The 25539-nt window shown below is 51.5% G+C and carries 26 protein-coding genes; 8 read left to right on the plus strand and 18 right to left on the minus strand.

What is annotated here, in order from left to right; translation table 11 throughout:
- Positions 1-443: 443 nt before the first annotated feature.
- Positions 444-845: a ribbon-helix-helix domain-containing protein gene (locus msub_RS02795; protein ID WP_048494605.1), complete on the minus strand. Its 402-nt coding sequence runs from the start codon at positions 843-845 to the stop codon at positions 444-446.
- 192 nt (positions 846-1037) lie between these two features.
- Here msub_RS02795 and msub_RS02800 point away from each other — a divergent pair, with 192 nt between their 5' ends.
- Positions 1038-1352 carry a hypothetical protein gene (locus msub_RS02800; protein ID WP_048494606.1) on the plus strand — a complete coding sequence of 105 codons (315 nt, stop codon included), beginning with the start codon at positions 1038-1040 and terminating at the stop codon, positions 1350-1352.
- On the opposite strand, the gene msub_RS02805 is transcribed toward msub_RS02800, so the two are convergent.
- Positions 1325-2412, minus strand: a protein-coding gene (locus tag msub_RS02805) for an IS3 family transposase (protein WP_227506621.1) whose coding sequence is annotated in 2 segments (ribosomal slippage) — positions 1325-2160 and positions 2160-2412 — 1089 coding nt in all. Because the reading frame shifts where the segments join, the coding sequence is not laid out codon by codon here. The genes msub_RS02800 and msub_RS02805 overlap by 28 nt on opposite strands.
- A gap of 849 nt (positions 2413-3261) precedes the next feature.
- Complete coding sequence (locus msub_RS02820) at positions 3262-4023, minus strand: hypothetical protein (protein ID WP_053077929.1); 762 nt, start codon at positions 4021-4023, stop codon at positions 3262-3264.
- Between the two features lie 288 nt (positions 4024-4311).
- Between msub_RS02820 and msub_RS02825 the strand changes: the two genes are divergently transcribed.
- Genes msub_RS02825 through msub_RS02835 form a run of 3 tightly spaced genes read left to right on the plus strand, consistent with a single transcriptional unit; the run spans position 4312 to position 8523 of the window.
- Positions 4312-5265, plus strand: coding sequence for an IS110 family RNA-guided transposase (locus msub_RS02825; RefSeq protein WP_048494337.1), 954 nt, complete (start codon positions 4312-4314; stop codon positions 5263-5265).
- Between the two features lie 25 nt (positions 5266-5290).
- Positions 5291-7747, plus strand: a complete 2457-nt coding sequence (locus msub_RS02830; RefSeq protein ID WP_053077930.1) for a type I restriction endonuclease subunit R — start codon at positions 5291-5293, stop codon at positions 7745-7747.
- Positions 7744-8523: a M48 family metallopeptidase gene (locus tag msub_RS02835; RefSeq protein ID WP_048494609.1), complete on the plus strand. Its 780-nt coding sequence runs from the start codon at positions 7744-7746 to the stop codon at positions 8521-8523. The genes msub_RS02830 and msub_RS02835 overlap by 4 nt, the downstream gene beginning before the upstream one ends.
- Positions 8524-8588: 65 nt before the next feature.
- On the opposite strand, the gene msub_RS02840 is transcribed toward msub_RS02835, so the two are convergent.
- Complete coding sequence (locus tag msub_RS02840; RefSeq protein ID WP_048494610.1) at positions 8589-8885, minus strand: type II toxin-antitoxin system TacA family antitoxin; 297 nt, start codon at positions 8883-8885, stop codon at positions 8589-8591.
- A gap of 388 nt (positions 8886-9273) precedes the next feature.
- Here msub_RS02840 and msub_RS20955 point away from each other — a divergent pair, with 388 nt between their 5' ends.
- The 3 genes from msub_RS20955 to msub_RS02850 all read left to right on the plus strand — a co-directional run bounded on the left by msub_RS20955 (position 9274) and on the right by msub_RS02850 (position 13190).
- Positions 9274-10302: a protein kinase domain-containing protein gene (locus msub_RS20955; protein WP_082146393.1), complete on the plus strand. Its 1029-nt coding sequence runs from the start codon at positions 9274-9276 to the stop codon at positions 10300-10302.
- 1 nt (position 10303) lies between these two features.
- A complete protein-coding gene (locus msub_RS02845) occupies positions 10304-11809 on the plus strand; it encodes a tetratricopeptide repeat protein (RefSeq protein WP_048494611.1) in 1506 nt (501 codons plus the stop codon).
- Between the two features lie 442 nt (positions 11810-12251).
- Positions 12252-13190 (plus strand): hypothetical protein, encoded by a 939-nt coding sequence (locus msub_RS02850; RefSeq protein ID WP_048494612.1) that lies wholly within the window; start codon positions 12252-12254, stop codon positions 13188-13190.
- Positions 13191-13873: 683 nt separating this feature from the next.
- Here msub_RS02850 and msub_RS02855 read toward each other — a convergent pair.
- From msub_RS02855 to soxC, 12 genes are all read right to left on the minus strand, one after another.
- Positions 13874-14809: an MBL fold metallo-hydrolase gene (locus tag msub_RS02855; RefSeq protein WP_197083779.1), complete on the minus strand. Its 936-nt coding sequence runs from the start codon at positions 14807-14809 to the stop codon at positions 13874-13876.
- Between the two features lie 43 nt (positions 14810-14852).
- Positions 14853-15611 (minus strand): thiol:disulfide interchange protein DsbG, encoded by a 759-nt coding sequence (gene dsbG, locus msub_RS02860; protein WP_048494613.1) that lies wholly within the window; start codon positions 15609-15611, stop codon positions 14853-14855.
- Positions 15612-15639: 28 nt separating this feature from the next.
- Positions 15640-16155: a GlcG/HbpS family heme-binding protein gene (locus msub_RS02865; RefSeq protein ID WP_053077931.1), complete on the minus strand. Its 516-nt coding sequence runs from the start codon at positions 16153-16155 to the stop codon at positions 15640-15642.
- A gap of 28 nt (positions 16156-16183) precedes the next feature.
- A complete protein-coding gene (locus tag msub_RS02870; protein ID WP_048494614.1) occupies positions 16184-16645 on the minus strand; it encodes a DsrE family protein in 462 nt (153 codons plus the stop codon).
- Between the two features lie 3 nt (positions 16646-16648).
- The gene (soxB, locus tag msub_RS02875) at positions 16649-18406 is read right to left on the minus strand and encodes a thiosulfohydrolase SoxB (RefSeq protein WP_048494615.1); all 1758 of its coding nucleotides are present in this window, start codon (positions 18404-18406) and stop codon (positions 16649-16651) included.
- An 86-nt stretch (positions 18407-18492) separates the two neighbouring features.
- Positions 18493-18798: a hypothetical protein gene (locus msub_RS02880; RefSeq protein WP_048494616.1), complete on the minus strand. Its 306-nt coding sequence runs from the start codon at positions 18796-18798 to the stop codon at positions 18493-18495.
- Positions 18799-18823: 25 nt separating this feature from the next.
- Entirely contained in the window at positions 18824-19663 is an 840-nt protein-coding gene (gene soxA, locus msub_RS02885) for a sulfur oxidation c-type cytochrome SoxA (RefSeq protein ID WP_048494617.1), read from the minus strand.
- Positions 19664-19714: 51 nt separating this feature from the next.
- Positions 19715-20026, minus strand: coding sequence for a thiosulfate oxidation carrier complex protein SoxZ (gene soxZ, locus msub_RS02890; RefSeq protein ID WP_048494618.1), 312 nt, complete (start codon positions 20024-20026; stop codon positions 19715-19717).
- A gap of 25 nt (positions 20027-20051) precedes the next feature.
- Positions 20052-20540 carry a thiosulfate oxidation carrier protein SoxY gene (gene soxY / locus msub_RS02895; RefSeq protein ID WP_197083780.1) on the minus strand — a complete coding sequence of 163 codons (489 nt, stop codon included), beginning with the start codon at positions 20538-20540 and terminating at the stop codon, positions 20052-20054.
- Positions 20541-20559: 19 nt separating this feature from the next.
- The gene (gene soxX, locus msub_RS02900) at positions 20560-20913 is read right to left on the minus strand and encodes a sulfur oxidation c-type cytochrome SoxX (RefSeq protein ID WP_048494620.1); all 354 of its coding nucleotides are present in this window, start codon (positions 20911-20913) and stop codon (positions 20560-20562) included.
- A 52-nt stretch (positions 20914-20965) separates the two neighbouring features.
- Positions 20966-21643 (minus strand): c-type cytochrome, encoded by a 678-nt coding sequence (locus msub_RS02905; RefSeq protein ID WP_048494621.1) that lies wholly within the window; start codon positions 21641-21643, stop codon positions 20966-20968.
- Positions 21627-22958, minus strand: a complete 1332-nt coding sequence (gene soxC, locus msub_RS02910) for a sulfite dehydrogenase (protein WP_048496948.1) — start codon at positions 22956-22958, stop codon at positions 21627-21629. The genes msub_RS02905 and soxC overlap by 17 nt, the downstream gene beginning before the upstream one ends.
- A gap of 394 nt (positions 22959-23352) precedes the next feature.
- On the opposite strand from soxC, the gene msub_RS02915 reads away from it, so the two are divergent.
- On the plus strand, positions 23353-24222 hold the full coding sequence (locus msub_RS02915; RefSeq protein ID WP_197083781.1) for an MBL fold metallo-hydrolase: 870 nt from the start codon (positions 23353-23355) through the stop codon (positions 24220-24222).
- Between the two features lie 7 nt (positions 24223-24229).
- On the opposite strand, the gene msub_RS02920 is transcribed toward msub_RS02915, so the two are convergent.
- Complete coding sequence (locus msub_RS02920) at positions 24230-24838, minus strand: ATP-dependent zinc protease family protein (protein ID WP_048494622.1); 609 nt, start codon at positions 24836-24838, stop codon at positions 24230-24232.
- Complete coding sequence (locus msub_RS02925; RefSeq protein ID WP_048494623.1) at positions 24835-25410, minus strand: acyl carrier protein phosphodiesterase; 576 nt, start codon at positions 25408-25410, stop codon at positions 24835-24837. Before msub_RS02925 ends, msub_RS02920 begins: the two co-directional genes overlap by 4 nt.
- Between the last annotated feature and the right edge of the window lie 129 nt (positions 25411-25539).

Genomic DNA, 25539 nt, shown 5'->3' on the forward strand with positions numbered 1-25539 from the left:
AGATATTGAGTTAGAGCGATACGGGGTAAAATCTCATGAACCTTTCGGTACACTGCATGTGCTTTAACATAATATACATTATGCGCAGTTGTGGGTAACTTCTGCCGCTTCCTTTTCGCCGGGTTTGGACGACCACAGAAAGTGCTAAAGAATAGCCACAGAAAGTACTAAATTTTCACAGAAAGTACTAAATTCGTCGCCCACCAAGCTAACTTTATGAATTTGTGAATTTTTTGTTTATTTGGCGAGAGCCCCTCTTTTTTCGCGCTCTTGCGCTCTAGCGCTGATAGATAAGAGGCGGCACACGATCTCTTCCAGGACCTGGTTACAAGGGACGGAAACAAGGTTATGAACGGTTTCGCGTTAACAGAGTATCGCGCGGGCGTTTAGCAAGAATGGAACTTGAGGCTTGTCGTCGCTGCGACAGGTTTTTTTGAACACAATTAGGAACTTTCTCCAGAACTCCTGTTTGCTCCGGCCATCATGTATGACACCTCATCTAGAAAACCTGGGTTTCCGTCCATTTCCTTCCGGACCTCCAAGGCAATCGATATTCTTCTATTTGGATCATTGAGGCTCACCAATGTCTCATCAATTCGTACGTTAGCGCTTTCGACCGCTTTGATGGCAGCCCCCAGCGCTGTCTGAACGTGGTCTAGGACTGCCTCAGCCACTTTTTCTTGGTCTTCGGGGGTTGACGCTGGTCGCGGTTGTTCAGGATCGTAGGCTTGAATCGCCCTGCGTACCAATTCGGACTCGGAGAGATCGTAGCGAACGGCCAGTTCCCGGACTTTGGAAATGTTGTGATGCGACAACGACATGTGTTTACGAATCAGTACCGGCATGGTTCGGTCTTCGCTCAGAGACGATTGTAATACATTCACAAGTATCGACTAAGGCATCAACTATGTCGAAGCCAACAGGTCCTCGCGTGCCGTTTGATTACGCTAACACAGAAAATCCGTTAAAATCACATTATTACGGATTTTATTTTTACCCTCTCCTCGCATCCTAGCGGCTTACCAGGAGCTTATCCGATGAGCAAAACCGGCCAGGCACGCGTGCTCACGCCCGAGCAGTTCGCCCACCTCTTGGGTGAGATCAAAGAGCATCGTTACCCGGAAAAGAATACGGCGCTGGTTCAGATCAGCTTCAAGCTCGGACTTCGAGTTCAGGAGATCGCGCTACTCCAGATCAAAGACGTCGCCGAGCTTGGCCCTGGGAGTTCTGGTTCTGGTCAGCGCTCTTTCAAACTTAAGGAAATCCTTGCGTTGCCTGCGGCTTGGGTAATCCCCCCATTTTTAACGGGGTTCAAAAGTAGACCTCAGGCCATCATGGCCAATTTTTGTTGAGGAGTAATTCCTCCGAGTCCCATATTGGGGCGTTCGTGATTGTAGTGCCAGAGCCAGCGGGTGGCATAATCCTGGACTTCTTCGGTGCTGTCGAACAGATACTGTGCCAGCCAATCGTAACGGACCGTTCGGTTGTAGCGTTCGATATAAGCATTCTGCTGGGGTTTGCCAGGCTGAATAAACGCCAGCTTGATCTCTCGTTTTTCGGCCCAGGCTGACAGCTTGCCGCTGATGTACTCAGGCCCGTTGTCACAACGGATAGAGCGCGGTTTACCCCGCCATTCAATGATCTGCTCCAGTGATCGGATAACCCGTTCTGCCGGAAGCGAGAAGTCCACTTCGATGCCAAGCCCCTCGCGGTTAAAGTCATCGATCACATTCAACAGCCGGTAACTGCGTCCGTCGTTGAGCTGGTCGTGCATGAAGTCCATCGACCAACTGTCGTTGATCATTTCCGGCACAGCCAACGGTTCCGGCTTTTCACGAACCAGACGCTTCTTGGGCTTGATGCGCAGATTCAGTTCCAGCTCCCGGTAAATCCGATAGACCCGTTTGTGGTTCCAGGTAAAGCCTTTCACATTGCGCAGATGCAGGAAGCACAGACCAAAGCCCCAGTTCCGCTGATTGTGGGTCAGCCGCACCAGCCAGTCCGCGATCTCAGCGTTCTCGCTGCTCAGTTTGGGATGATAGCGGTAGCAGGTCTCACTGATGCTGAACATCCAGCAGGCCAGACGAATGCTGACACGCTTTTCATCAACGGCTTTCTGCGCCATCTCACGGCGACGAGACGGCTTCACCACTTTTTTTCGATGGCTTCCTTGAGAATGTCAGCCTTCAGCCGCTCCTCGGCATACATCTTCTTGAGCCGGCGGTTTTCATCCTCCAGCTCTTTCAGGCGGGCCATCATCGATGCATCCATGCCGCCAAACTTGGCGCGCCATTTATAAAAGCTGGCACTGCTCATGCCGTGCTCACGGCAAAGCTCCGGAACCGGTACGCCGTTCTCGGCTTGCTTGAGTATCGACAGGATCTGGCTGTCGGAAAAACGTGACTTCTTCATGCAGAATCTCCCTGCGTGTAGCTTACGGAAAATTCTACTTTTGATCACCGCTGTTTTTCGGGGGGATTACCATAGCTGCCCCCCCCGGCTCATGATCACCTCAACGAAGATCTTAGTCTGCTAAATCTATAATATCCTGGCAATTGGAGATACCTTGGTACCTGACAAGTAAAGTTGGGTTCGGTCGCAAAGCGGACATTGGCCAGGCACGTGTGGGCGGCTATCAACGCTTCAAAACGGATCGGGCGCCATATTCACTTGTTATGCATTGTGGTAGATGTATCGTCCACTCGCTTCAAGAGCAGTTTTGAGTAAGTCAGATGCGTATCTCAGGTTCTCCCTTTGTCCATCCAAATGCTGTATGTCTTTAGCGCCGTGAAATAGATTGTTCCGGAGACGATACGTTATGAGCAGAATCGCGTGAATTCTGTTGACTGCGCTGTCGTCGTTTTTCAGAAGGACATTTTCTACCAAAGTTATGTGGGGCCGGTGTGTCAGGTTAAGTCGATTAAATCGGTTGTTTGTACTTCCATCTACGATGTATCTATCGGACCAAAAAGCTACGAACTCATCCAATCTTTGACCCGGGAAATCATGAGACACTCTCTCGGCGATTGATCGCAGTTCATCAACCACAATCACGTCCTCGCCGTGAGCTTCCGTACCCTCAAATAGCGCCCATATAAGTGTGAAGTCCGCTACAAGCGCCAAAGTTTCCTCTTCAAGGTGCTCCCCACCGCGAACATGTGCGGTAATCCACTCTACTGCACTCAAACTGACACCTCCCTATGCATAACGCGAAAACGAAGCAGCGCGTCTCACGCGTCCGTCTTCCGTGATTTGTTATGTTTAGAATTCCAAGTCTGATCTCGAAATCTGATCTATTCTAGTTTCCACAGCATGAACAAGATTGCTAGATCTGTTAGCCAGATTCCTTATTGATTCCTTCGAAATATCGACCTTATTGCCATCTTTATCGTGGCCCGCGCGATGAACGCAGTGATGCCTAATTTTCACCGCTTCGAATAGCCAAGATATATCGCCAAAGTCGCAACCAAGGACATCTTTAAACATGGGCTTTACTTTGGCGAGATCATGGAAAATCAGGTCTCGTAAATATGTAGCAACAGTTAGCTTAAGGTTTTCATGCTTTTCATATATGTCTTTAAATGTGAACTTCGTTTTTGAGAACACCGGGTCCGTCTCAACAAGCTTCCTGATCAATTCTTCTGAATTCGTGACCTTATGAATAAAGGTCGATGCCAGGTACGATTCTACTGCGGCAACGATGTGACCGTGTAACATGACCAGCAGGCTAAACTGAGTTTCACTACTCGCTTGAACATCAAGAAGCTCTAGGACACTCTGAATTTGAGTATCGAACTTCCCTACTTGAGATTGGGTATATATATACCACTCAAGTTCTTCTTGTTCGTACCATGCCGCCTCTTGCCACTGAAGTTCCTCGCAGCGATCTTCGTAAGCTTGAACAGCCTGCTCCCACGTTTCTGAACCCTCTTCGCCGGCATCATCTCCGTAGTTCTCTTCTATCCATTCATACATGGGCTCCAATTCTTGGTGTCGCATCCATTCTTCTTTAGCTCTTCCCATAGTCGGACCCTTTTTGGATGCTTGAAGCACTTAAGACATAACGCTGAACGAAACGGCGCGTCTCACGCGTCCGCCTTCCGTGACTTGTATGGATAATTTCTACCGTGTTTGGGTAAATTGAGGCCCACCCCCAGTGGCCGCTGGGGGCCTTCATGCGGCAGCTCGATGTTGGCAGGCTCCTCATCCGAGAGACCGGTAACAAGTGCGTAGCGCTGCATGACTCTCAAGCGATAACTCGTACAGTCATCGGGGCCTCGAGCCCGTATAGCAAGGCAGAGTCAGCTTATTATGAACACCACAGAAATCCAAACCTCACTGAATATCGGTGTCGACGTTGGTAAAGCCAACCTTGATATCGCTCTCCATCCTTCCGGACAATTTTATTCAATACCCAATAGCGAAGCCCACATTCATCGGTTCGTGAAAATCCTCAAGAACTACGACATTGAACGAATCGTGGTGGAAGCCACAGGGCGCCATGAGCATGCCCTGGTTCAGGCCTGCAATCAGGCAGGCTTACCGATCATAGTCGTCAATCCCACCAGTGTCAGACGTTACGCTCAGGCCATTGGCGTGCTCGCCAAAACCGATCGTATTGATGCCCAGGTGATTGCCAAATATGCCGCCACACTGAAGCCGGAATTCAGACCCATCCCGGACAAAACCTCCCAGAAGATTAGAGACTTACTAGCCAGGCGGGCACAGCTTCTGGAAATGTCCACCATGGAGAAAAACCGTCTCCAGATCATGCCGAAGCCCCTTCACCGATCCATTAAAAGCTTACTCAAAATGCTCCAGAGTCAGATTGAAACAATCACCCGACAGATCGAGCAGGAAGTGGCCAAAGTGGATCACTGGCGTACCAAAATGGACATCATGACCAGTGTGCCCGGTGTCGGAAAAGTGCTCGCCTACACCTTCCTCAGCGAGCTACCGGAACTCGGTTCTCTGAACCGAAAGGAGATCGCCGCACTGGTCGGTGTCGCACCCATCAATCGAGACAGCGGCAAGCTCAATGGCAAACGGAGGATACGAGGTGGGCGCCCCAGAGTCCGAACCGTGATGTTCATGGCCATGCTCTCATCCATCCAATGCAATCCTGTTTTCAAACGCTTTTACGAACGCTTGAAGGCACAGGGGAAGATTCCAAAAGTGGCCGTCGTTGCCTGCATGCGAAAGATGATTGTGGTACTCAATACGATGGTCAAAAACCAGGAATCGTGGCGTGAAAATATGGCTTAATATATGTGATTGACACCACAGTCACTTGCCTACGGAACAGGATCGGCTACTGGTAGGCCTGCTCGATCGGTACCGGTTTCTGGAGTTTCTCCGGTTTTTCATTCTTTTCGATCGCAAGGTCGGGAAAATCGCAGCCCGGTACCCACAGGCCTTCGGCATCAAGGCCCTACTGGAGCGCATCTCGGCCTTCAAACCCACGGGCGAGCGCAAGGGCGGCGTGCTCTGGCACACCACCGGTTCCGGCAAGTCGTTCACCATGGTTTATTTGTGCCGGGCCCTTCTGCTTAGCGACGCTCTGAAAAACTGCCGGATTATCGTAGTCACCGATCGCGTGGATCTGGAAAAACAGCTCTCCAAGACGTTCCTGACCGGCGGAGCTTTTGGTACTGAGATCTCGGGCAAGAAAAGCGGCGATTCTCTCGCGAAAACCCGCTCCGGAAAGGATCTGGCCAAGCGCATCGGCCAAGGTAACGAACGGATCATTTTTACCATCATCAACAAGTTCGCATCGGCCGCAAAACAGCCAGAGTGCTACAACCCGTCTGAAAACATCATAGTGATCGTCGACGAAGGCCACCGGAGCCAGGGCGGCGAGAACCATCAACGGATGCGCCAGGCCCTGCCCAAAGCCTCGTTCATCGCGTTTACCGGCACGCCATTGCTCAAAGAAGAGAAAAGCGAAACAGCGGAGCGATTCGGCGCCATTATTCACGCCTACACTATGAAGCGCGCGGTCGATGACGGCACCATCACTCCCCTGCTCTATGAGGAGCGAAAGCCGCTGCTGGACGTAAACCAGAAGGCGGTTGATACCTGGTTCGAGAAAGTCACTGCAGCGCTTTCAGACAACCAGAAATCTGACCTGAAGCGCAAATACACCCAGCAGGGCCAGATCTACACCGCCCAGGATCGCATCAAGCTCAACGCATTCGATATCAGTGTGCACTTCAGCGAGAACTTCAAGAAAGCGCACCTGGAGCTGAAAGGCCAACTGGCGACAGACAGCAAACTCAGCGCCATCCGCTACAAACAGCATCTCGACAGCCTGGGCATGGTCACCAGCGCTATCGTGATCTCACCGCCAGATACCCGGGAAGGCCACACCGATGTGGACGAGACCAATCTGCCGCTGGTGCAGGATTGGTGGAAGAAGAACGTGCCTGGAGACCCTCAGAACTACGAGAAGGCCATTATCGAGGATTTTGGTACGGATGGCCCGCCTGACATTCTGATTGTCGTAGATAAGCTCCTAACCGGCTTTGATGAGCCTCGGAATACGGTGCTTTACATCGACAAGCAGCTTAAAGGCCACAACCTCATCCAGGCCATCGCCAGGGTGAACCGTCTGCACCCCCAGAAGCCATTCGGCTACTTGATCGACTACCGTGGCATTCTCAAAGAGCTGGATACCGCCATCCGCGACTATCAGAACTTCGAGGACATGACCCAGGGTGGCTTTGCCATCGAGGATATCGAAGGCCTATACGCCAATGTCGATACCGAATACAAGAAACTTCCTGCGTTGCACGAAAAGCTGTGGAGCTTTTTCACCTACATCGACAACAAGCTAGATCAGGAGCAATACCGGCAAGTCTTCATGCCCAAATATGAATCCGACGCCGAGGGTATGGAGGTTGATGTTCGTCAGGCGCTGCGGGAAGACTTCTACGAAGCGGTGACTGATTTCGGCATGTGTTTGAAGACTGCCCTATCAACCCAGAGCTTTTTTGACGACCGAGCCTTCACAGAGGCGGATATCCGGCGCTACAAGCAGGATCTGAGATGGTTCTCTGAGTTGCGGAAGACGGTTCGGCTGGATGCACAGGAGACCGTAGATTACTCGGCCTATGAAGGGCAAATCCGCGACCTGATCGACCGCTATGTGACCGGTATCGACGTCAAAAAAGGTGATGAGCCGGTGGTCATCGAATCCATCGGCGAGACCAATCCCGATTATTGGTCCGATGACAAAGCCCGGAACGAAACCGACAAAATCAAAACGCGCACCAAAAAGACCATTGAGGAGCGCCTAGGCGACGACCCTTACGCCCAGAAAGTCTTCTCTGCCCTGCTGAAGGAGGCCATCGAGAAAGCGGAGGCCATGTTTGACTATAAAGCCCAGTTCCGTATGTTCAGCGACCTGGAGAAGATGGTCGAAGGGCGGGATGTGCCGGATCTCCCTGTCAGCGCTTTTGATGGGAACAGACACGCCCAGGCTTATTACGGCGCCTTCAAGCTAGTATTGGGCAAGGAGTTCGATGCTCTGGAGGCGGAAAAGGGTGACCAATTGGTCGAGGAGGCGTTCGAGATCGACAAGGTCGTGAATCGTGCTGTAGCCGAAAACTCCCTGAACCCGGCCGGTATCGAACAAGACGTACGCAAGAACCTCCTGCCTCGCCTGTTCTCCCTGGTGGGCCTCGACAAGGCCAAAGCAGTGCTCGATGAAGTGGTGCAAATTCTGCGTAATGGAGTTGCCAAGTGACGACGACTGTTGAGCCAGTCCAACACGAGCAGCCAATCGAGCACCGGGCCCGCTATGGCGACCGGGAGTTTCGCTACCACCTCTGCCACGTGCCAGGTTATCAGCGTCGATCCATACGGGTGCACGTTCATCCGAATGGGACAGTTCAGGTGGATGCCCCGGAGGACTCTCCCCTTTCTGAAATCAAAGCTGCCGTTCAGCGCCGTGCCCGCTGGGTTCTGAAGCATCTGGACGATATCGAGCAGCGCCATCGTGACTTGCTGCCGCGACAATGGGTCAGTGGCGAGAGCGTTCTATATCTCGGGCGCCGTTATGTGCTCAAAACGATCAAGGACACGGAGCAACGCAAAGTGACCTGCAAGCTCATCAGCGGGCAGTTACGGGTGATAGGCCACGATCTCACCCCGGAGCGGATACAAGCGGCTGTTCAACAGTGGTATCGGGAGCGGGCTTCGGATGTGTTCCAACGCAGGCTAAACCTCATGGTAGACGCCCTGCCCTGGCTTAAAACGCCCCCGGAATGGCGAATGGTTGCGATGCAGACTCAATGGGGAAGCTGTGCCGCCAGTGGTGCAATTCTACTGAACCCGCACTTGGTGAAAGCGCCGACCCGGGCGATTGACTACGTATTGCTCCACGAGCTGTGCCACCTGGTGGAGCACAATCACAGCCCCCGGTTTTACAACCTGCTGGACCGGTTTATGCCGGATTGGCGTTCGGTGAAAGAGCGTTTGGATGGCCAGGCGGAAGTGATTCTCCATAAATCAGGAAAATAGCAATTATCGGATTCATCGAAGACGTTTTCGGTCGATCCGCTTTAGTAGCTTCGCTACGGTTCCTCTTACCCATTCTCATCCAGCTGACTGATGTCCTTTTTAGTAGTTCGGCCCTGAAATGCGAATTTCAAAGTATCGTTCGGAGGTGCCGGGGATTCGCAGCTAGCGATAAAAGCTTCGAATGACTCACTGTCGAGTGTGATGGCTTTGGTGTCATCCAGAATCTGCAGGGCTTTTTCCACCGCTGCCCGCTCAATGAAAGCCGTCAAAGTTTTAAAATCCGCTGACTCAGAAGCACGAGCTAGAAGGAGTTCTGTCGAAGCAGTCAACTCCAATGTAAGTTTTACAGTAGGTTTAGCCATTTTCTGTCTCTGCCCTAGGCTCATGGTTCAAGAAGATGCGCAAATCCGATTATAACCTTTTCGGAAATCTGTTACTTTTAACTACATCGGCAAAAGGGGAGAGATTTATGGTCGAGGACTGGAGCCAAGGGGTGCCCCACCCACAGTTTTTCAAACAGCTAGATCACAACCCATAGTGCGCTCATGGGAGAAAATTGGCGATTTGCCATCGGGTGGCCAAACCTCACCGACGTTGCGTCATTCTTCTTGCAGGACAACTTTTTGGTGTCTAGCTATCTTTTAGCTTTAGCATGAATAGAGCTCTGAGTTTGAAAGTGCTGGTTTTAAGATTTAAGGCGAATTTCAAGAATAATTAGGTTCATATTTTGTAGCGGCTAGCGGAGTCTTTATGCCCTCAACAACCTTGCAAGGAAACAGTACACCATGTGGTTGGTTTATAAGGGAAAAGGTTGATTCAAAACAGGTTTCAGGTGGGAACTTCTGTGCAAGGTATATCGTTGAATCTGAAGATGGCCAAATAGCATTCATGAAGGCTATGGATTTAACTAGAGCTCTAAACTCACCTCTTGAACAACTGCAATCTTTAATTTCGGAATATTTATTCGAACAAAGTATTCTTGAATATTGTAAAGAACAAAAAATGAGCAAGGTAGTGGTTCCTCTAAGTGCAGGGGAAATGGTCAACAATCAATTCCAAGCTCCACTAAATCGTGTTTTTTATATTGTATTTGAGAAGGCTGAGGCTGATCTTCGCCAAAAATATCTAGTTTCAAAGCAGGACGAGTGGCTTCCATTTTTTCGGGCTATACATCACATATGTATAGCAGCAGAGCAACTTCATAGAGCAGGGATCGCCCATCAAGATATAAAGCCATCAAATATCCTACATTTCACCGAGAATCAAAGCAAACTCGCCGATTTAGGACGCGTGACGGATATTGAGGGTCGTTCACCTTTCTGTAGCCTAGCCTTCCCTGGTGATCGTCGATATGCGCCGATTGAGGTTCGTTTTAATGTCACTCCAAGGGAGTTCCAAGATAGATATCTTTCTGATATGTGGGCAATCGGAAGCCTAATATATCAGACGCTGATGGGGTCTTCTGTTACCCATATACTTGCAGTTGAGTCTCAAAAGATTTTGCCTAATGTGTTTTCACTTAGATACTCAGAAGCATTACCTGTGCTCTACACATCATTCTCAACAATGATGGGTCGCTTTGAACAAATTTGTAGTGGAAGTTTTGGGGAAAATATTGGGACGAGGATCAGTGATGTGGTCTCAGAAATGTGTCACCCTGATTTTGAAAGACGCGGCGCACCGAATTTTTCTAGTAAAGCTTCTAGGCCAAGTATCAGAAGATATACGGGCAAAATGTCAGGTATTATTCGTCAGTTCATAATTGAGGGACGGAGCTAAGATGTCTAATGAGATAGTTCTCATGGAGAATCGCCAGCTAGTTCCACGCTGGCATACCTCCAGAAAAACAATTGCGCTTCAGTTTCCAGCGGCTCTAAATAATACTGAAAAAAAAATTAAAAAAGTCAATGATCCTTGGCTAGCTGAAGCAAGGCTCACATGGAAAACTGAGCGGTCAATTATTTCAGCTACAGAATTAAATGCCTCTCTTTATCTTAACGAAATGACTGACGACGAAGACTATCATGCAACGGAAAAATATCTACTTGATAATATAAGTAAGTTGTCAGCGGGCTTGGCTGACGCTTTAGAGAAGAAAATAAAATTTGCTGACAATAGCGATTTTTATTCTATAGATATATTCAAAGTAAGATCCATAATCGGCCGCCTCAAGAAAGTACTAAAGAGCTATCCTAGAGACTGGATGACATGGTCTGATATAGGGTTCTATTATGCTCTTCTTGGAGAAGATGAGCGAGCTCAGCACTGCCTTACAATTAGCTCAAATGCATGCCCTTCCCATCCATTTATTCTCCGTTCCCATGCGCGTTTCTTAGTCCATATAGGTGAACCAGAGAGAGCCGTCACTCTTTTCAAAAAGAGTGGGCTAATGAAAGAGAGCCCTTTAATTGCAAGTGGAGCGCTGGCAATTTCTCAGGCGTTTGAATTAAGCGATGTAAAGGTATCCGACTGTAAGCGCGTACTAAAATATTATTCTGGAGATCCGGTATTTTCCTCGGACCTCGCTGCTTCTTTGGGCACAGTTGAGTTTAAAAATGGAAACATTAAGAAGGCAAAAGAATTCTTTAGGTCCTCTTTAGCTTTTCCGTCCGAAAATGCAACTGCGCAATATGGTTGGCTCCACCATAAATATGGATTTACCATCGACAATTCAAATCCAGATAATTATAGATCTATTGAAAGCCAGGTAAACGAACTTTATGTAAATAGTGATTTTTTAGCGTGCCGCAGTAAATTGATGGATCTGCATAGATTTCAGCCATTTACGGAGGCTCCATTAACAGATGCTGGATATATAAGTTTATTAGGCCTAGATGATCCGCAATTCGTAGTAAATCTATCCAGCAATAGAATTTCTCGAGAAACTATGAGTTTTGGTGAGCTGAATAATTTGATTGTTGCAAAGTTGATGCTGAACGATTTTTCTGGAATTGAGGATGACATACTTGTACTCAAGGAAAAATGCCAGAGGGATACGGCATCAGACCAACGAGGCATATTTATGGCAACCGCTGGTATGTTTATGTTTAAGATAAATAATTATGATGAGGGAAGATTTCTATACGAAAGTGCTATCGAACATTTTGGAAATAGAAACTCAATGAAGGCAGTGGCGTTAGCAAAGTATTTCTATGCGCAGAATCTTGAGGGATCTGATCAAAAGGCGTACGAAAAGCTAATGTCATCTGCCGCAAATATCGCGAAAAGACATTCGATGCATGAACTTACCCGAAAGGACTCTCTGTTAAAATATATTTCTCAGTAATTTCACTTTCCGTGAGTCTGAGGAACTTTGTCGATGAGGGGTTTATTCTATTACTATGAATTACTTTAAATCATTCTGGTCGCGGATTCACTTATAGTCTGGACCTTATTAGGATTGGCTCATGAAGAAGACGATAAATTGACGCTATGAACCGGTTTCTTGAATATTATGGCGGAAATCTGGATCGGTGCCTGAATATGACCTTATTAGACAACGCTCTTACGCTAACAACACTGGTACGGTGTTAAAGCACATGTAGCGTACAAAAAGGTTCATGAAATTTTATCAAATACCGTTCCAGGCCAATAACTGTGCGCTTCTCTGAAAATATCGCTAAAATTCGTCTCCTTTTCTTATGCGCGGTCTTATAGTCGGCCCATAGCCACTTAGGCACAATAGGAATTCGGTTAAATAAACAAATAATATCATTAGGAATTTACTAATGCTTTTCACTCACATGCTAGTTAAGAATGAAATAAATCTCCACGTATGGGCTACGGGATTAGTGCTCGTATACGGGACCGCTGCAATAACGGCGCATGTAGGCTTGGGGCCTGGCGGTGAATATTTGGCGCTTGCGGCGGCCGTAGTCGATGTAGTGATTGGGATTGTAGCTGGCACAAAAGAAAAAAGAAGGAACGCTCAATTAGTCAACAATGCCAATATACGCTCTGCTCAGGAGCTAGAGGACTTGGATAAAAGGCTGAAAGCCGAAAATCTAGCAATACGAAATGCCGATATGCGCGACTACGAATACTGGTTCCAAGATGTCATCAAAGAATATGGGCTTAAAAAGCAAGTTGCTTCGGACCGAAATGTACCTGTTGAGCTTTGTGGAGTACCCGTTTTGACCAAGCATGCCGGGATTCTTATATTTGTCGAAGAAGACCGAGTCATTCTGCTAGATCCTGAGAATACGGGCTCATCAGCCGCAATCAAATCGGCATATAGCACCCAAGATACTATTATCGATGCCAGAATGTTGCTTCCTCTCCTGGGGAGGCCGAAATTTAGGTACATTCATGACAAAGTCGCAGAGTATGGCGCTCGTGTAATGAGTGGAAATGATGAAGAAAAGAACGAAATCTGGGTTTTTAACGTAAAAGATATAACAAGTGAAAACCTTGACTACCTTGCGAATATTGAAACCCGCACTGAATATTTTAACGAATCGGAAACACCATCACCTGGACGAATAACAAATGCTCGAGAAGCAATGTCCGCCGGAAATATAGAAAAAATTTACGATTATTTTCCAGCAGTTCTATTGTACATAGAGCGGCAGCCCGATGGTGATTGTGAAATCTTTTCTATTGATTACTGTGGCAATGAAGTATTAAAAAACATTGCGTCCTTACACGCTGGAGAAGATTACGCCTGATCCACCTCAGGTGAGTGCGGAAGAACCAGTATGAGTGCTCGTCCAGAGCCCTTTGGATCGACAGAAAAAGGTGATCAGGTGCAACACGAATATGTCCAAAAAGTTACTAACTCCATTTGCAGGCTCTTGTTCGTTACCCTCCTGGTGCGGCTCGGAAGGCCGGTTGGTTACCAGCTTTATTCAACCCACATCAATGCCACCTTGCACAGTATCAGGCTGCGTTGATGCTCTCACCGGCTTCGCTAGCCGGGCTTGCACCGCATCGGGTTGGTGATATCCAGAAGCTACTCGCGGCTCGGAGTCGGCATGATGAAATCTCCTAGTGGCCTGGATGAATGACCATAAGAGTATACGCACAATTGTGATGTTGAGCTGATCGAAAGTGGCATGTTAGCGGGCTGTGAACATGGAGATCAAAGGTATCTCGAAAAATGGCATTTTCACTAGACACTTGTTCGCCAGGTTCATGAGATCTTGGTTATAAGTGTCTAATGAACCAGTTTCTTGAACAGGAAATGGCGCCGTACCTAGTATGTCGTTGTTTACTGAGGTTTATTCCCGAAAGCGCCATTTGTGAACACAAAACACCGCGCATAAGTTAAATGGGACAGTAGCGTTCGCTAATCCTCTGGACGGCCATAGAAAGTGCTAAACCGCTGAAACCAAGAAGGTTCGATTGAAAATCAGAAATACTCGAACTCAAGATCCTGATAAACGCGCCCCGCATTTTTGCCTGCAAGCTCTTCGAAGGTATCAAGGTATGACCACTGGGACTGGTCGATCTGATAGGCATCGTCCAGTCCACCGCCCCGCTCCAGAATCTCAATCACAGCGTTTCTCAGGAACACCAGATAACCACGCGTTTCTTTGGCAACCACATCAATGGTAGTTGGCGCCCCATGACCGGGAATCACAATGTCCGGGTCCAGCTGTGATGTCATCTTGTCAAAAGACTCGACCCATGCGCCGGTATCCGTATCTTCAAATACGGCCAGTAAACGCTGGTGGAAACCGAGATCGCCGGTTATCAGCAGCTTTTCCTCGGGGACCCAAAGGGCGAGATCGCCCGGCGAATGGCCCGGACCAAAATAGTGCAGCTCAATAGTGACGTCGCCCATGTCCAGGTCGTAACGTTCCTCAAACCCGATATCGGGCACGGCAACGTACGTGCCTTCGGCTTTTTCCTTGTTCCGGCGCTGCATGGAGGCCAGTTTGGCTTCGCCCTGGTGTTCGAATTCCTTAATTGCCTCGTTCTGGGCGATGATCGGAACGCCTTGGTCGCGCCAGTAACTGTTACCCAGCATGGAGTGGCCCTGGGCATTTTCATTGACCACATATTTGACGTCTTTATCGGTGATGCTGCGGATGGAATTGTGGAAGGACTTCGCCAGCAGATAGTTGTCACCACCATTGAACACCACAACCCCTTTCTCCGTGATGATGAAGCTGAGATTGTTGTTATGGCCGTGGTTTTCGTAGGTGCCCGGTGCCGTCGCACCTATGGCCGAGTAAACCCGGTCGGTTACCTTGGTAAGTGCCAGTTGCTCCGGAATGCCATTGCCTGCAGCGACAAGCGCCGGGAGTATCAATAAAGCCAGAAACAGCCCTCGCAAAACCATGGCTATACTCCTTCGTTGATGCATACCTTCCCGAATGGGGGCGCTATTCCGGATTTCTGAAAACCGCCTCGGATAACGCTGCGTCATCAGGCAGCCCAATGATCTTGTGTATCTCTCCATCCTGGTCCTTGTAAAAAACCGACGGCGTTGCGCCGACGGACAGGCTTTCCATCAGGCGGTTATTGCCTTGGACCAGTTCCCGTAGAAACTGCGGTACATTTTCTTCCGACTCCAGCCAGTCTCTCGGGAACTGACTGTCATGGAATTCAAGCTTCTTGACCGGGTCCTTTGCCCCGAGCACGCTGGCCGCCTTGGCCAGGCTCGAGGGTTGAATGATGCCAACCATGATATGCCGCAATTCAATGCCTCGCTCCAGAAAAGGCTGGGCCTTCTCCCGGAACACCACACAGTAGCCGCAGTTGGGGTCTGAAAAGACATAGACAATACGTTTGGCGTCCTTGGGTCCTTCTGCCACCCAGGCCGCATCAGCCAGTTCTTGCCAGGCGCCGCTCAAATCCGGCTTGGGCAGCCAGTTTCTGAGGTGCTCAGCGCTGAGATCCTGGCCAAAACCATCTACCATCTTGCCAATCACGATGTGTTCGCCATCCGGCATCAGGTAAAGAGAAACCGGATGACCGTTCCTTCGGCCGACAAATCCTGTTAATCCTCCTGGCGCCTCGAAGCTGGCTTCCACCTTGAGACCGTCATCAACCAGTACCTGCACAGCATCCGGATACTCCGCCAAAGCGATCGGCGGCAGCAGAAATAAAAGGGAAATGGCTTTAAGAATCGGTCGTAGCATATTGAATCCCGGTTTTTTTGACTAACAGTCAAAAAGATGCCATTTCCAGATCCATTTCCACGGCGGCGACGCCTGCCAGGGCACAGTTTTCATCCGTCTCGCCGGAAGGTGCGCCACTCACGCCGACACCACCAACCGTCTCACCACTTGCCTGGATGGGAACACCTCCAGCCGAGAGCAGAACCTTCTCGAGTTTGCCGACGGAAAACGGGCCGGTAAAACGATCTTCCAGAGATGAAGTGGTGCTGGCAAAGGTCATGGCTGTATAGGCCTTCCGATAGCTGACTTCCAGCGACAGATCCATCGCGAGGACATCCCGCAATACCACCTGGGGATGCCCGCCCCGATCCACCACCGTGACCGAGACCTGGACGCCCTGCTCCCGGCAGGCGTCAATTGCCGTTTTCGCGATGGTCAGTGCGGTGTCCATGGAGAGTCTCCTGATCTCCACCATTACGGGCTGATCACTGTCCTGTGCGCCGGCAATATCGGTGGCAGCAAGGGCTGAGACGAATATCAGGGTTTTTGTAAACTTGGTCTTCATGGCACGCTTCCTTTATGAGGCCAGGCGATCATGGGCGGACAAGTACATAGCCTGCCTCGACTTCGTCCAGGATATGGGCAACCCCCACGTCGACCGGGATGCTTTCAGGATGGAGATCCGGACGGGTGCCGGTGTCTCTCTCGATGGTATTAATGGTGTTCATGCACACGGAGAACCGGACGCCCTGGGCCATCAGGCTGCTGATCCTTTCGCGCCGACTGTTGTCTGCGTACATCAGGCGCACGCCCGGCCCGAATGTGGTTATCTCGATATCAATAATGTCCGGGCCGTAATATTCCAGCAGATTGGCGGCAACACTGAGCACTTTGTCCTGCTTCTTTTCCTCACCATCACTCAGTTGAAGAAGCAGAAATTTCTCGGCAAAAGGCTTGCTCTCGCCAATCGGTTCCGCTTGAAGCGCGCCCGCCGCTACCAGGAGCGCCAGGCCTAGCACTGCTGCCATGGATCTGGAAAAGAGATTCCTGTTCATCACCTATCCTGCGTAGTCTTCAAGCCCCGGATTGCCCGCTACATTCTTGAGAGCCGGTGTGTTGAACTTGTTGATCCTGACTGTCTTCTCTGACCTCAGGTAGTCAGCAACCACATCCCAGATCGGCCGGCCGGGTGCCCTGGAATTCACGGTGGCCCAACCCGCAACCTTGTACATCTTGTTGGCTTCGATTCGCTCGCCATTATCCAGACGCATGTCCGAGATCCGACCGTTCATAGTGCCTGTTGGATCACAGGTATAATCCATGCCACCAACGCGCACCATGTCACCGCCTTGCTGGTAGTAAGGATCCTTGTTGAACAGGTTGTCAGCCACATCCTCCATGATCAGCTTGAGGTCCGCGCCGGACATCTCGCGGACATAGGTTTCCGGGTAGGTTATGGCCGTAGCGTTCATCACGTCATCCATGGTGATGGACTCACCCGGTAGCACCGTTGTCCCCCAGCGGAAGCCCGGAGAAAGAGAGATCTGGGCATCTAGCACCTTTCTCTGGGCGTCACAGATCACCTGGTCCATGGTGCCGTTGAAGTTGCCCCGGCGATAAAGCAGTTCGTCGGCGATAGCGAGTTTTTCTCCGAGCTTGTCCATGTACGGTGCCCGGACTTCCTCAATAAAACGGGTCATGGCCGGATCGGGTTTGATCAGATCCGAAAAGACCGGCAACAGTTTGTATTTGTAGCCCCTGACACCGTTATTGCTAATATCCAGATCCAGCACCGCGACATATTTACCATTGGTGCCAGCGTTACTCACCAGGGTTTTTCCACCTGGGTTTGTCACTTCGGTGGGTTGCGGGACCGCGTCATGGGTGTGGCCACCAAGAATGGCATCAATCCCGGTCACGCGGCTTGCCATTTTCAGGTCCACGTCCATGCCATTATGGGAAAGGACCACCACCACATTGACCTTTTCCTTTTCCCGGATTTCATTGACCAGCGCCTGCATCTCGGATTCCCGGATTCCCATGCGCCAGTCAGGAATGAAGTAGGACGGATTGGCGATCGGTGTATAAGGAAAAGCCTGGCCGATGATCGCAATGCGCTTCCCGCCCAGCTCCCGGATGGTGTACGGCTTGAAGACCCGGCCACTGGCTTCGTCATAGGATTCCGCCCCCATAAACATGGCTTCCTCAGAGAGGAAAACGTTCTGCGCCAGGAACTCTCCCTTGAAGGCCGTGAGGTTTTTGCGAATTTGCTCTTCCGGATAGGTGAATTCCCAGTGTGCCGTCAAGATATCGATGCCAAGACGGTTGCTGGCCTCGACCATATCCTCGCCCTGGGTCCAGAATGCGGTGCCGGATCCCTGCCAGAGATCGCCGCCGTCGAGCAGCAGAGAATTGCCGGCACCGGCCTGCTCCCGGAGTTGATCAATGAGGGTTTTCAGATGGGCGAAACCGCCCAGCTTTCCATATTCCTGGGCCGCTTCCGTGTAATTGAGAAAAGTGAATGCGTGGGAGCGCCGGGTGTCTAACGGAACCCCGAAATGATTCAGAAAGTGCGTTCCGACCAGGTGCGGAACCCTGCCCTTACTGGGGCCAACGCCCAGGTTCACGTTGGGTTCGCGGAAATGAACCGGAGATAGCTGGGCATGAATATCGGTGAGATGAAGCAATCGGGCATTGCCGAATTTCGGTGCGTCGTACAACCCCTCGCCGCCTTTTGCCAAAGCAAGTTTTGGAGCAAGCCCGGCAAGGGCTGCCGCCTGCATGGCCATAAGGAAGTCTCTGCGGGAAATTGTCACTGCACTCTCCTTTCTTGTCGTTATCGGAGCCAACCGGCTTTCCCCGTTCCGTGCGGGGAAAGCCGGTCAGGTTTTCGCGGCAATCGTCAGTTTCCTATGGCAACATTGCGCCAGACCTTCTGTTGCTGTTCACGCTGTGCGACGGACGCTTCGGCGAGATTCAGCGCCTCCCGTGCCATGGATTTGGCCTTCTCATAGTCGCCGTTATCGGCAGCGGATTTTGCTGCCTTCAACCGGTCCGAGGTCACGGTCCACTGGAAAGTTCCAGCGTCGTGATGGGTGCTTTGGGCTTTCGCGTAGAGGTCATTGAAGTCCTCTTTCGGGCCAGCCTGGGCGGACAGCGGTGCGAACAGTGCAAGCGAGATGCCGATTGTCAGTAAAGGCTTGTTCATTGCGATTCTCCCTCTGCATTGCTGACTATGGTCGGGTTGCCGGTCCTACAACAGGCAGGCCATTGCTCATGTAGGTCAGGAAGTATTCGAGATTTCGGTATTCCTCGCTCTGGGCTGGCAGCGGTTCTGCCCGGACATTGTTATTGCAGCCTGCGAACCGGCGATGCAACGTACCCAGCTCGCCCCATTTGGAACGGTGTACCGGAAAGTTTGCCGGTTGACCCAACGCTGGCGACAGAAAGTCCGCCCGAATCCATTTGCCGGGATTCTGGACATGGCAGCTGGCGCAGGAAAAATTCAGCTGTCCCCGTCGGCTGTAGTAGAACTTCTTGCCATCCTGATAAGCAGCCATTGCATCGGGATCATCCGGGACCTTGATATTGATGGGTTTGCCCTTGGAGGTGGATGCCATGTAAGCGGAAATCGATGCTATCGCCCCTTTCTTCCATCTCAGGGGCTCTTCACCATTGGCCTCGCGACAGCGGTTTATGGCGAGCTCAAGAGTAATAACTTCGTTCTTCTCCGTGTCGAAGTACGGATAGTTCTGGCGGATCCCGATGCCGCCGTTTTCGAAACAGCTGGCGTAGGTCTTGCCATTGGCAAACGGCGTCTCGAACATTTCCTTCCCGTCCGCAACCGCAAATTCATAGGGCGGGAAATCCTGCATGGATTCCCACTGGCTGCGGCGGTCTTCGTTCAGCGCGTACTGGCCGTTCACGAACTCCTCGAAAGGCACGTCCGGGAACATCTGCTTGAAGTATTCAACCGCTTCTTTCCGGTCTTCTTCCGGTGTCGAACCCGCCAGTGCCTGGGGCATGGCCAGTGCCGCCCCGAGAGCGACCAGAATGATTTTCGCTTTAAGCATGTCCAATCCTCCTCTTCGGCGATTCAGGATGATCCTGCCCGCCGAAAATCTTCAGGCGATTGTTGCGATGGTTGAATCGCTCTCACCCTCGTTATCGATCCAACTGATGGTGAGCTTGTCACCTTTTTTGGCCCCTTCGAATCGACACTCCAGGAACGGATCCTTGGATACCGCAGGGCCCCACTCGGCAACAAATACATCCTTGCCGTTATGGGAAACGGTCAGAACCTGAATGAAATGGGCTGGAATGACATTGCCCGCCGAATCCTTTACAAACCCTGAATCCATAGGGTGTCGAACCAGGGTCTTCAGCGATGTCACACCGCCACTCTCTACTGCACGAACTCTGATACTGGACGCCATTGTTATTCTCCTGTCCGGTTGGCTGTTAGCCGCCGCAGCCGCCAACGGTAACTTTCACGTTCTGGGTCGCCTTGTAGGCTTTTCCGTCCGAAATCACGACCGCCACCACATCCGTCGTTTCCGCCATCTTCAGGCGGTTCGATACAAATGGCAGTGTGCCTTCCGGAATTTGAAAAGAGGCCGCCAGGGCATTGGGGTTCTTGGCGACCAGCAAGGCAATGCCGGATACGTTCGGAAGCGTGGTCTCAATAGTCACAGGTACTACTGCGCCGTTCTGGGCAATGGTTGGCAGGTCCATGGTGATCTGGTCAGATTCCGTGGCTTCCATCCCGTAGAGTTCGGCAATGGTTTCATCAACCCCGGGCGTCTTGAACGCCTTCTTTGGCCAACTGGACGCATCAGGGACAGTCGCAGCCTCAACGCGCAATGGAACGATACCGGAGCCCAACGCAAAGCCAGCAACGCCTGCGCCCAGCATCCCCTTTAAAAAACCTCTTCGCCTTTGGTCAGTCACGGTAACTTCTCCTCCACATTTAGAGCGTATACAGGTAATCAACAATCCGGTTTATTTCTTGTTCGTTCAGTATCATGTGTCTTCCGAATGGCGGCATCACCGTCGTCGGGTTGAACTGGGTTTCGTCCCAGATACGTTTGAACAGAACCGCCCGGTCCGGATAGCGAGTCGTCATATTCGCCAGTTCCGGCCCGATGTTGCCGGTTAGCTTGCCGTCATCCATCTGGTGGCAGGCCAGGCAATTCCCATCCTTCCGGCTGAAAGCGAGTTCCTTTCCCCGGTCAATGTCAGCCTGGGTTGGTTCGGCGAACACTGGCGCAGTTGCACCCAGTGCGAGTGTGGTCAAGCACACGGAAATTAAGCCTTTTCGCATCACGCAGTCCTCCTCGGCACGCGTTGTGGAGCCTTGTGCTCCTGATCAGCCTTCACTGTGTTATCCCTTCGTCGAGGGGGCCGGTCGTGCTTGGTGTCAGGTTCTTGCCCGCCGCCGAGTCGGATACGGTTGCCTCCTCTTTGCAATCCTTCATGCAGCGCTCGTTGTTCACGTCGGGCCGCGGATCTTCCCAGGTAAAGTTACCTTGGTTGGGCATCACCACCTTTGGCAGCGTTTCCTTGTTGGCGACAAAGTCCCCGTCGACGATGTAGTTGAGATTCAGCACGTAGGCAGTTAATGCATAAACCTGGTCATCGGTCAGGGATTGGGGGGCAAAAAACGGCATCGCCCGATGAATGTAGTCCCAGAGGGTGGAGGCGTAGGGCCAAAAACTTCCTACTGTTTTTTCCGGGCGATCCTCGGTAAGACTGCCCTCCCCGCCCGCAAGCTTGGGATAGCGCCCCATGCCTTCACCAAAGGAGCCGTGACACGACGAACATTGCGTCTCGAAAATGGCCATGCCTTCGTCGACAGTGCCGCTGCCTTCGGGGAGCCCCATGCCATCAGGGCGAACATCGATGTCCCAGGCCGCAATCTGTTTATCGGTTGCGGGTTCACCGTACCCGTAGTGGCCGGCCTGATCGGCAGCAGCGAAGAAAGGAATCGATGCCAGAAAGACACCGCAACAGGTACTGACAATCAGGCGTGGTGATTTATGAAAGCTGAACATTGACCACACTCCCGTCCGCGTTGACTTGCCAGGTCTGGATCGAGTTCTTGTGATAGATCGAGTTGGTACCGCGAGCCTCTATGAGCTGCGCCAGCGTTGGCTGTACGTACCCGGTTTCATCTATCACCCGTGATTGCAGCAACGCAGGATTGCCGTCCCACTTCCACTCAAGGGAGAACCGGGTCAGCGATTTCGACATAACCGGTTCCCGTAGTTGCGCCTGCTGCCAGTTCCGACCGCCATCAATCGACACATCGACCGCTTTCACCTTGCCGCGACCGCTCCACGCCAGCCCTTCAATCTGGTGAATACCCTTGCCAGGCAGTGGCATTTCGGGGCACGGTAATGTGATAACCGACTTGGCTTCCATGACCCACGTGAAGCCATGGGCTGTGCCGTCCGGCATCAGGTCCGTGTACTTGGACGTTTCCTCACGCTGCATCCATGGCTTGTCGCCCACTTCCAGCCGGCGCAGCCACTTCACATGGGTATTACCCTCCCAGCCCGGCACCACCAGGCGAATTGGGTAGCCCTGCTCCCGACGCAGTGCCTCACCGTTCTGGGCATAAGCCACAATGACATCATCAAGGGCCTTCTCGAGAGGAATACTCCGGGTCATGGCGGCACCGTCTGCGCCTTCGGCCAACAACCACTTACCCTCAGGATTGATGCCGACTTCCTGTAGTAGCGTGGAGAGCCGAACGCCGGTCCATTCGGCGCAGCTCACCATTCCGTGCAGGAACTGCAGAGAATTGAGCTGGGCACCACGCCATTCCATGCCACCGTTGGCCGGACACTCGATAAAGTTAATCTGGGAAACGCTGGGGAATCGCTGCAGATCCTCCATGGAGAGAATGATCGGGCGCTCCACAAGGCCATGAATCATCAGGCGGTGTTGCTGAGGGTCGATTTCCGGGCGGCCAGCATGATGACGCTCAAAGAAAAGACCGTTCGGAGTAATGATGCCTTTCAGGTGTTGAAGGGGGGCAAAGCTGATTGATGACACTTTGTCGGCAGTCAGCCAGGGTACGTTCCGGCGAATCACCTCCTTTTCGAATGGGGATGGTACTCCGTAAGGATCGGTAACCACACCCGCCCCGAGAGTTCGGGTCCATGGCGGAATCCCGGGCGGATACGGTGTCGCGGCCAGGGCCTTCGGCGCAATGCCTGCGAGGGCACCTCCTACCATGGCACCGCCGGCCGTGAACAGGCCGCTTCTGAGAAAACGTCTGCGTTCTGATGAGGGTAAGCGTTCTGACTCTTCCAGGGCCACTTTGGATACACCCTGGTTGAGTCGGCGGAGTTTGCCGAGCATATTATTTTTCTCCTCCTTCGATACCCTTTCGGGGCAGTCGGCCGACATTCAGTACAGGACTGACAGACGGTCTTTTTATTTCTGTTATAAGGATATAATTTATTTATAGACCCCTCGCGATCAGGTTACAAGAGGTTTCTGAACCCTGATTCACAGGATCTTATTCGGGAAAGCTGTATTTTGAATACTGATAAATTGATATTAGTCAGGGCCAAAACAGGCACTTATAGGCGTTATAAATGGAAAAGGAGAGGCCGAAATGTGGGCAAAAAAAATTAGAATCAGTATGACATTTGCCGTAGTAGCTGCCGCAATGCTGACCGGGTCCGTAGCTCTGGCGGCCGGATCCTCACCTGGATATGCCCCACTCTCGATTCCTTTTGAGGCAGCGCCAGTGAGCGCGGACGACGTTTACTATTTCCGTGGCCAGTCGGGGGTTCCGGGTAAACAGAACGAAGGTTTCACGGCCAATTCAGGATTTGTAATAACTGGGGACGGTGTAGTGGTGTTCGATGCCTTGGGAACACCGAGCCTCGGTGCCGCAATGATCGATAAAATCCGCGAACTGACGGAATTGCCCATCACCCACGTTGTGATCAGTCATTATCATGCAGACCATGTTTACGGTCTCCAGGCCTTCAGGGAGCTGACCAAAGCGAAGGTCATTGCCCAGGAAGAATCTAGTCTCTATATCAACAGCCCGGATACGACGCAGCGGCTGGAACAGCGTAAGCAAGCGCTCTCACCCTGGGTGGATGACAACACCAGGGTGGTCGCTCCTGATCTCACCTTTAAGGAGGAGATGTCGCTGGAATCCGGTCAACACCGGTTTCGTATCGTGCACGCCGGACCCGCCCATTCTCCGGATGACAGCCTGATGATGGTGGAGCCCGCCGGTGTTCTGTTTTCGGGCGATATAATCCAGAACGAACGGGTTCCGTTCCTTGCCAGCTCCGAGGTAGACACCGCGAACTGGATGAGGGCCATCGAGAAAGTCAGGGAACTGAACCCCCGAATTTTGATCCCCGGTCATGGCAAGGCATCGGAAAATGCCATGGAAGCTCTGAATTTCACCTATGACTATCTGGCGTATGTCCGGGACCGCATGGGCACTGCCGTTGAGGCGTGGATCGAGTTCGAAAATGCCTATGAACAAACGGACTGGTCCCGCTACGAAAACCTGCCGGCATTCGAGGCGTCCAACAAGGCCAACGCCTACCGGGTTTACCTTGAGATGGAAAAAGCAGCCCTGGGTGGAGGTTAGACTAATCTCAGCGGATCAATTTTGCACCGCTCTCTTCTGTCAATTCTTCGAGGCTGCTGCACTCGCATTCCCGTTCTGCGAGAAAGGAGTCTGCGGAATCAACCAGGATATGGTCATCGCGCATAAATCGACGGCCCAACAATACCGGATAGGAAAAACGACCCCGGTCTGCCAGTGAAAACTGGGTTTCATGGATGGTTCCAGCGATACAAAACTCCATGCGCACCACAAATCGCCTCTGGGATGGTGCGCCTTTGCGTTTGATCAGCACGGTCCGCTCAACCGGGCGCTCGAACTTCAGGATCACGTCTTCGTGCTCCAGTGTCCCTTCCGTTGGCTGGTCATCATGGTCGCCCAGGGGAATCTGAAATCTCACCCACTTTTGATCGTCTTTCTCGAACGGCTCGACGTTCACGGCATGCAGCGATGAGGTTCTGGCACCGGTGTCCAGGCGGGATTTGAGCCGGAGCGAGGTGTCTTTCAATACCACCCATTCGACAAAGCCAAGTACGTCTGGAATCCGGTTCTTAACGTTGTCGGTGGATTCTGCCGGGTGGACGAATGTCGAAATAGCCAGCAGTGTTCCAATCAGCAATATCTTTCCTCGAAACCTCATTCAATATCCCCTGCAAACTTCTGTAAATCCGTGAAAAATGAAAGAAATCGTTGTTCCAGCGCATCATGGTTGCTCCGGATCTCGGTGATGATGCCGGCAAAACTGTTCGGGAAACGGATGCGATCAGCAACGCGGTCCAGGGCATAACCGATGCTTTCCAGGTCTTTGTAAGCGCCAAACCAGTCGTGCCAGACCATCCGGCGGGTCACTTTTGCCATGGGCGCCGGCATCAGGTGTTCGTGGTCCTGTAATTCATCGTAGATACGGTGGATAAATTGTTCCCTTTCAAGTTCGCTGAATTTATCCCAGTGTTTGAGCAGGAAATGATCGTAGAGAATATCCAGGGCAACCCCTGCAAACCGCCGACGCTGCCTGGAGAAAACCGTTTTGCTGGCGAGGACATCGGGGTGCTGGTCGGTGAAGCTGTCCACCGCCCGATGGTGGTGAACGCCCTGCCTCACTGCGTTCGGGAGTTCCCCGATATCGACGCCCCGGGTGAAATCACCGAGGATGCTGCCCACCCGGGCTTCCGGTGAATCAGGTGCAAGGAATACGTGGGCCAGGTGGTTCAAACAATTCCCCATTTGGTCTGTTTTGTTCGTTTCGCTTGTGTGTTTCGTAGCGCCAGACTGAACGTGCACCAATAACACGATACTTTCCATCCGGAAGATCCGCATTGGCCCCATTTTTACACCGATTTA

It is taken from the genome of Marinobacter subterrani (assembly GCF_001045555.1).
Taxonomy (GTDB): domain Bacteria; phylum Pseudomonadota; class Gammaproteobacteria; order Pseudomonadales; family Oleiphilaceae; genus Marinobacter; species Marinobacter subterrani.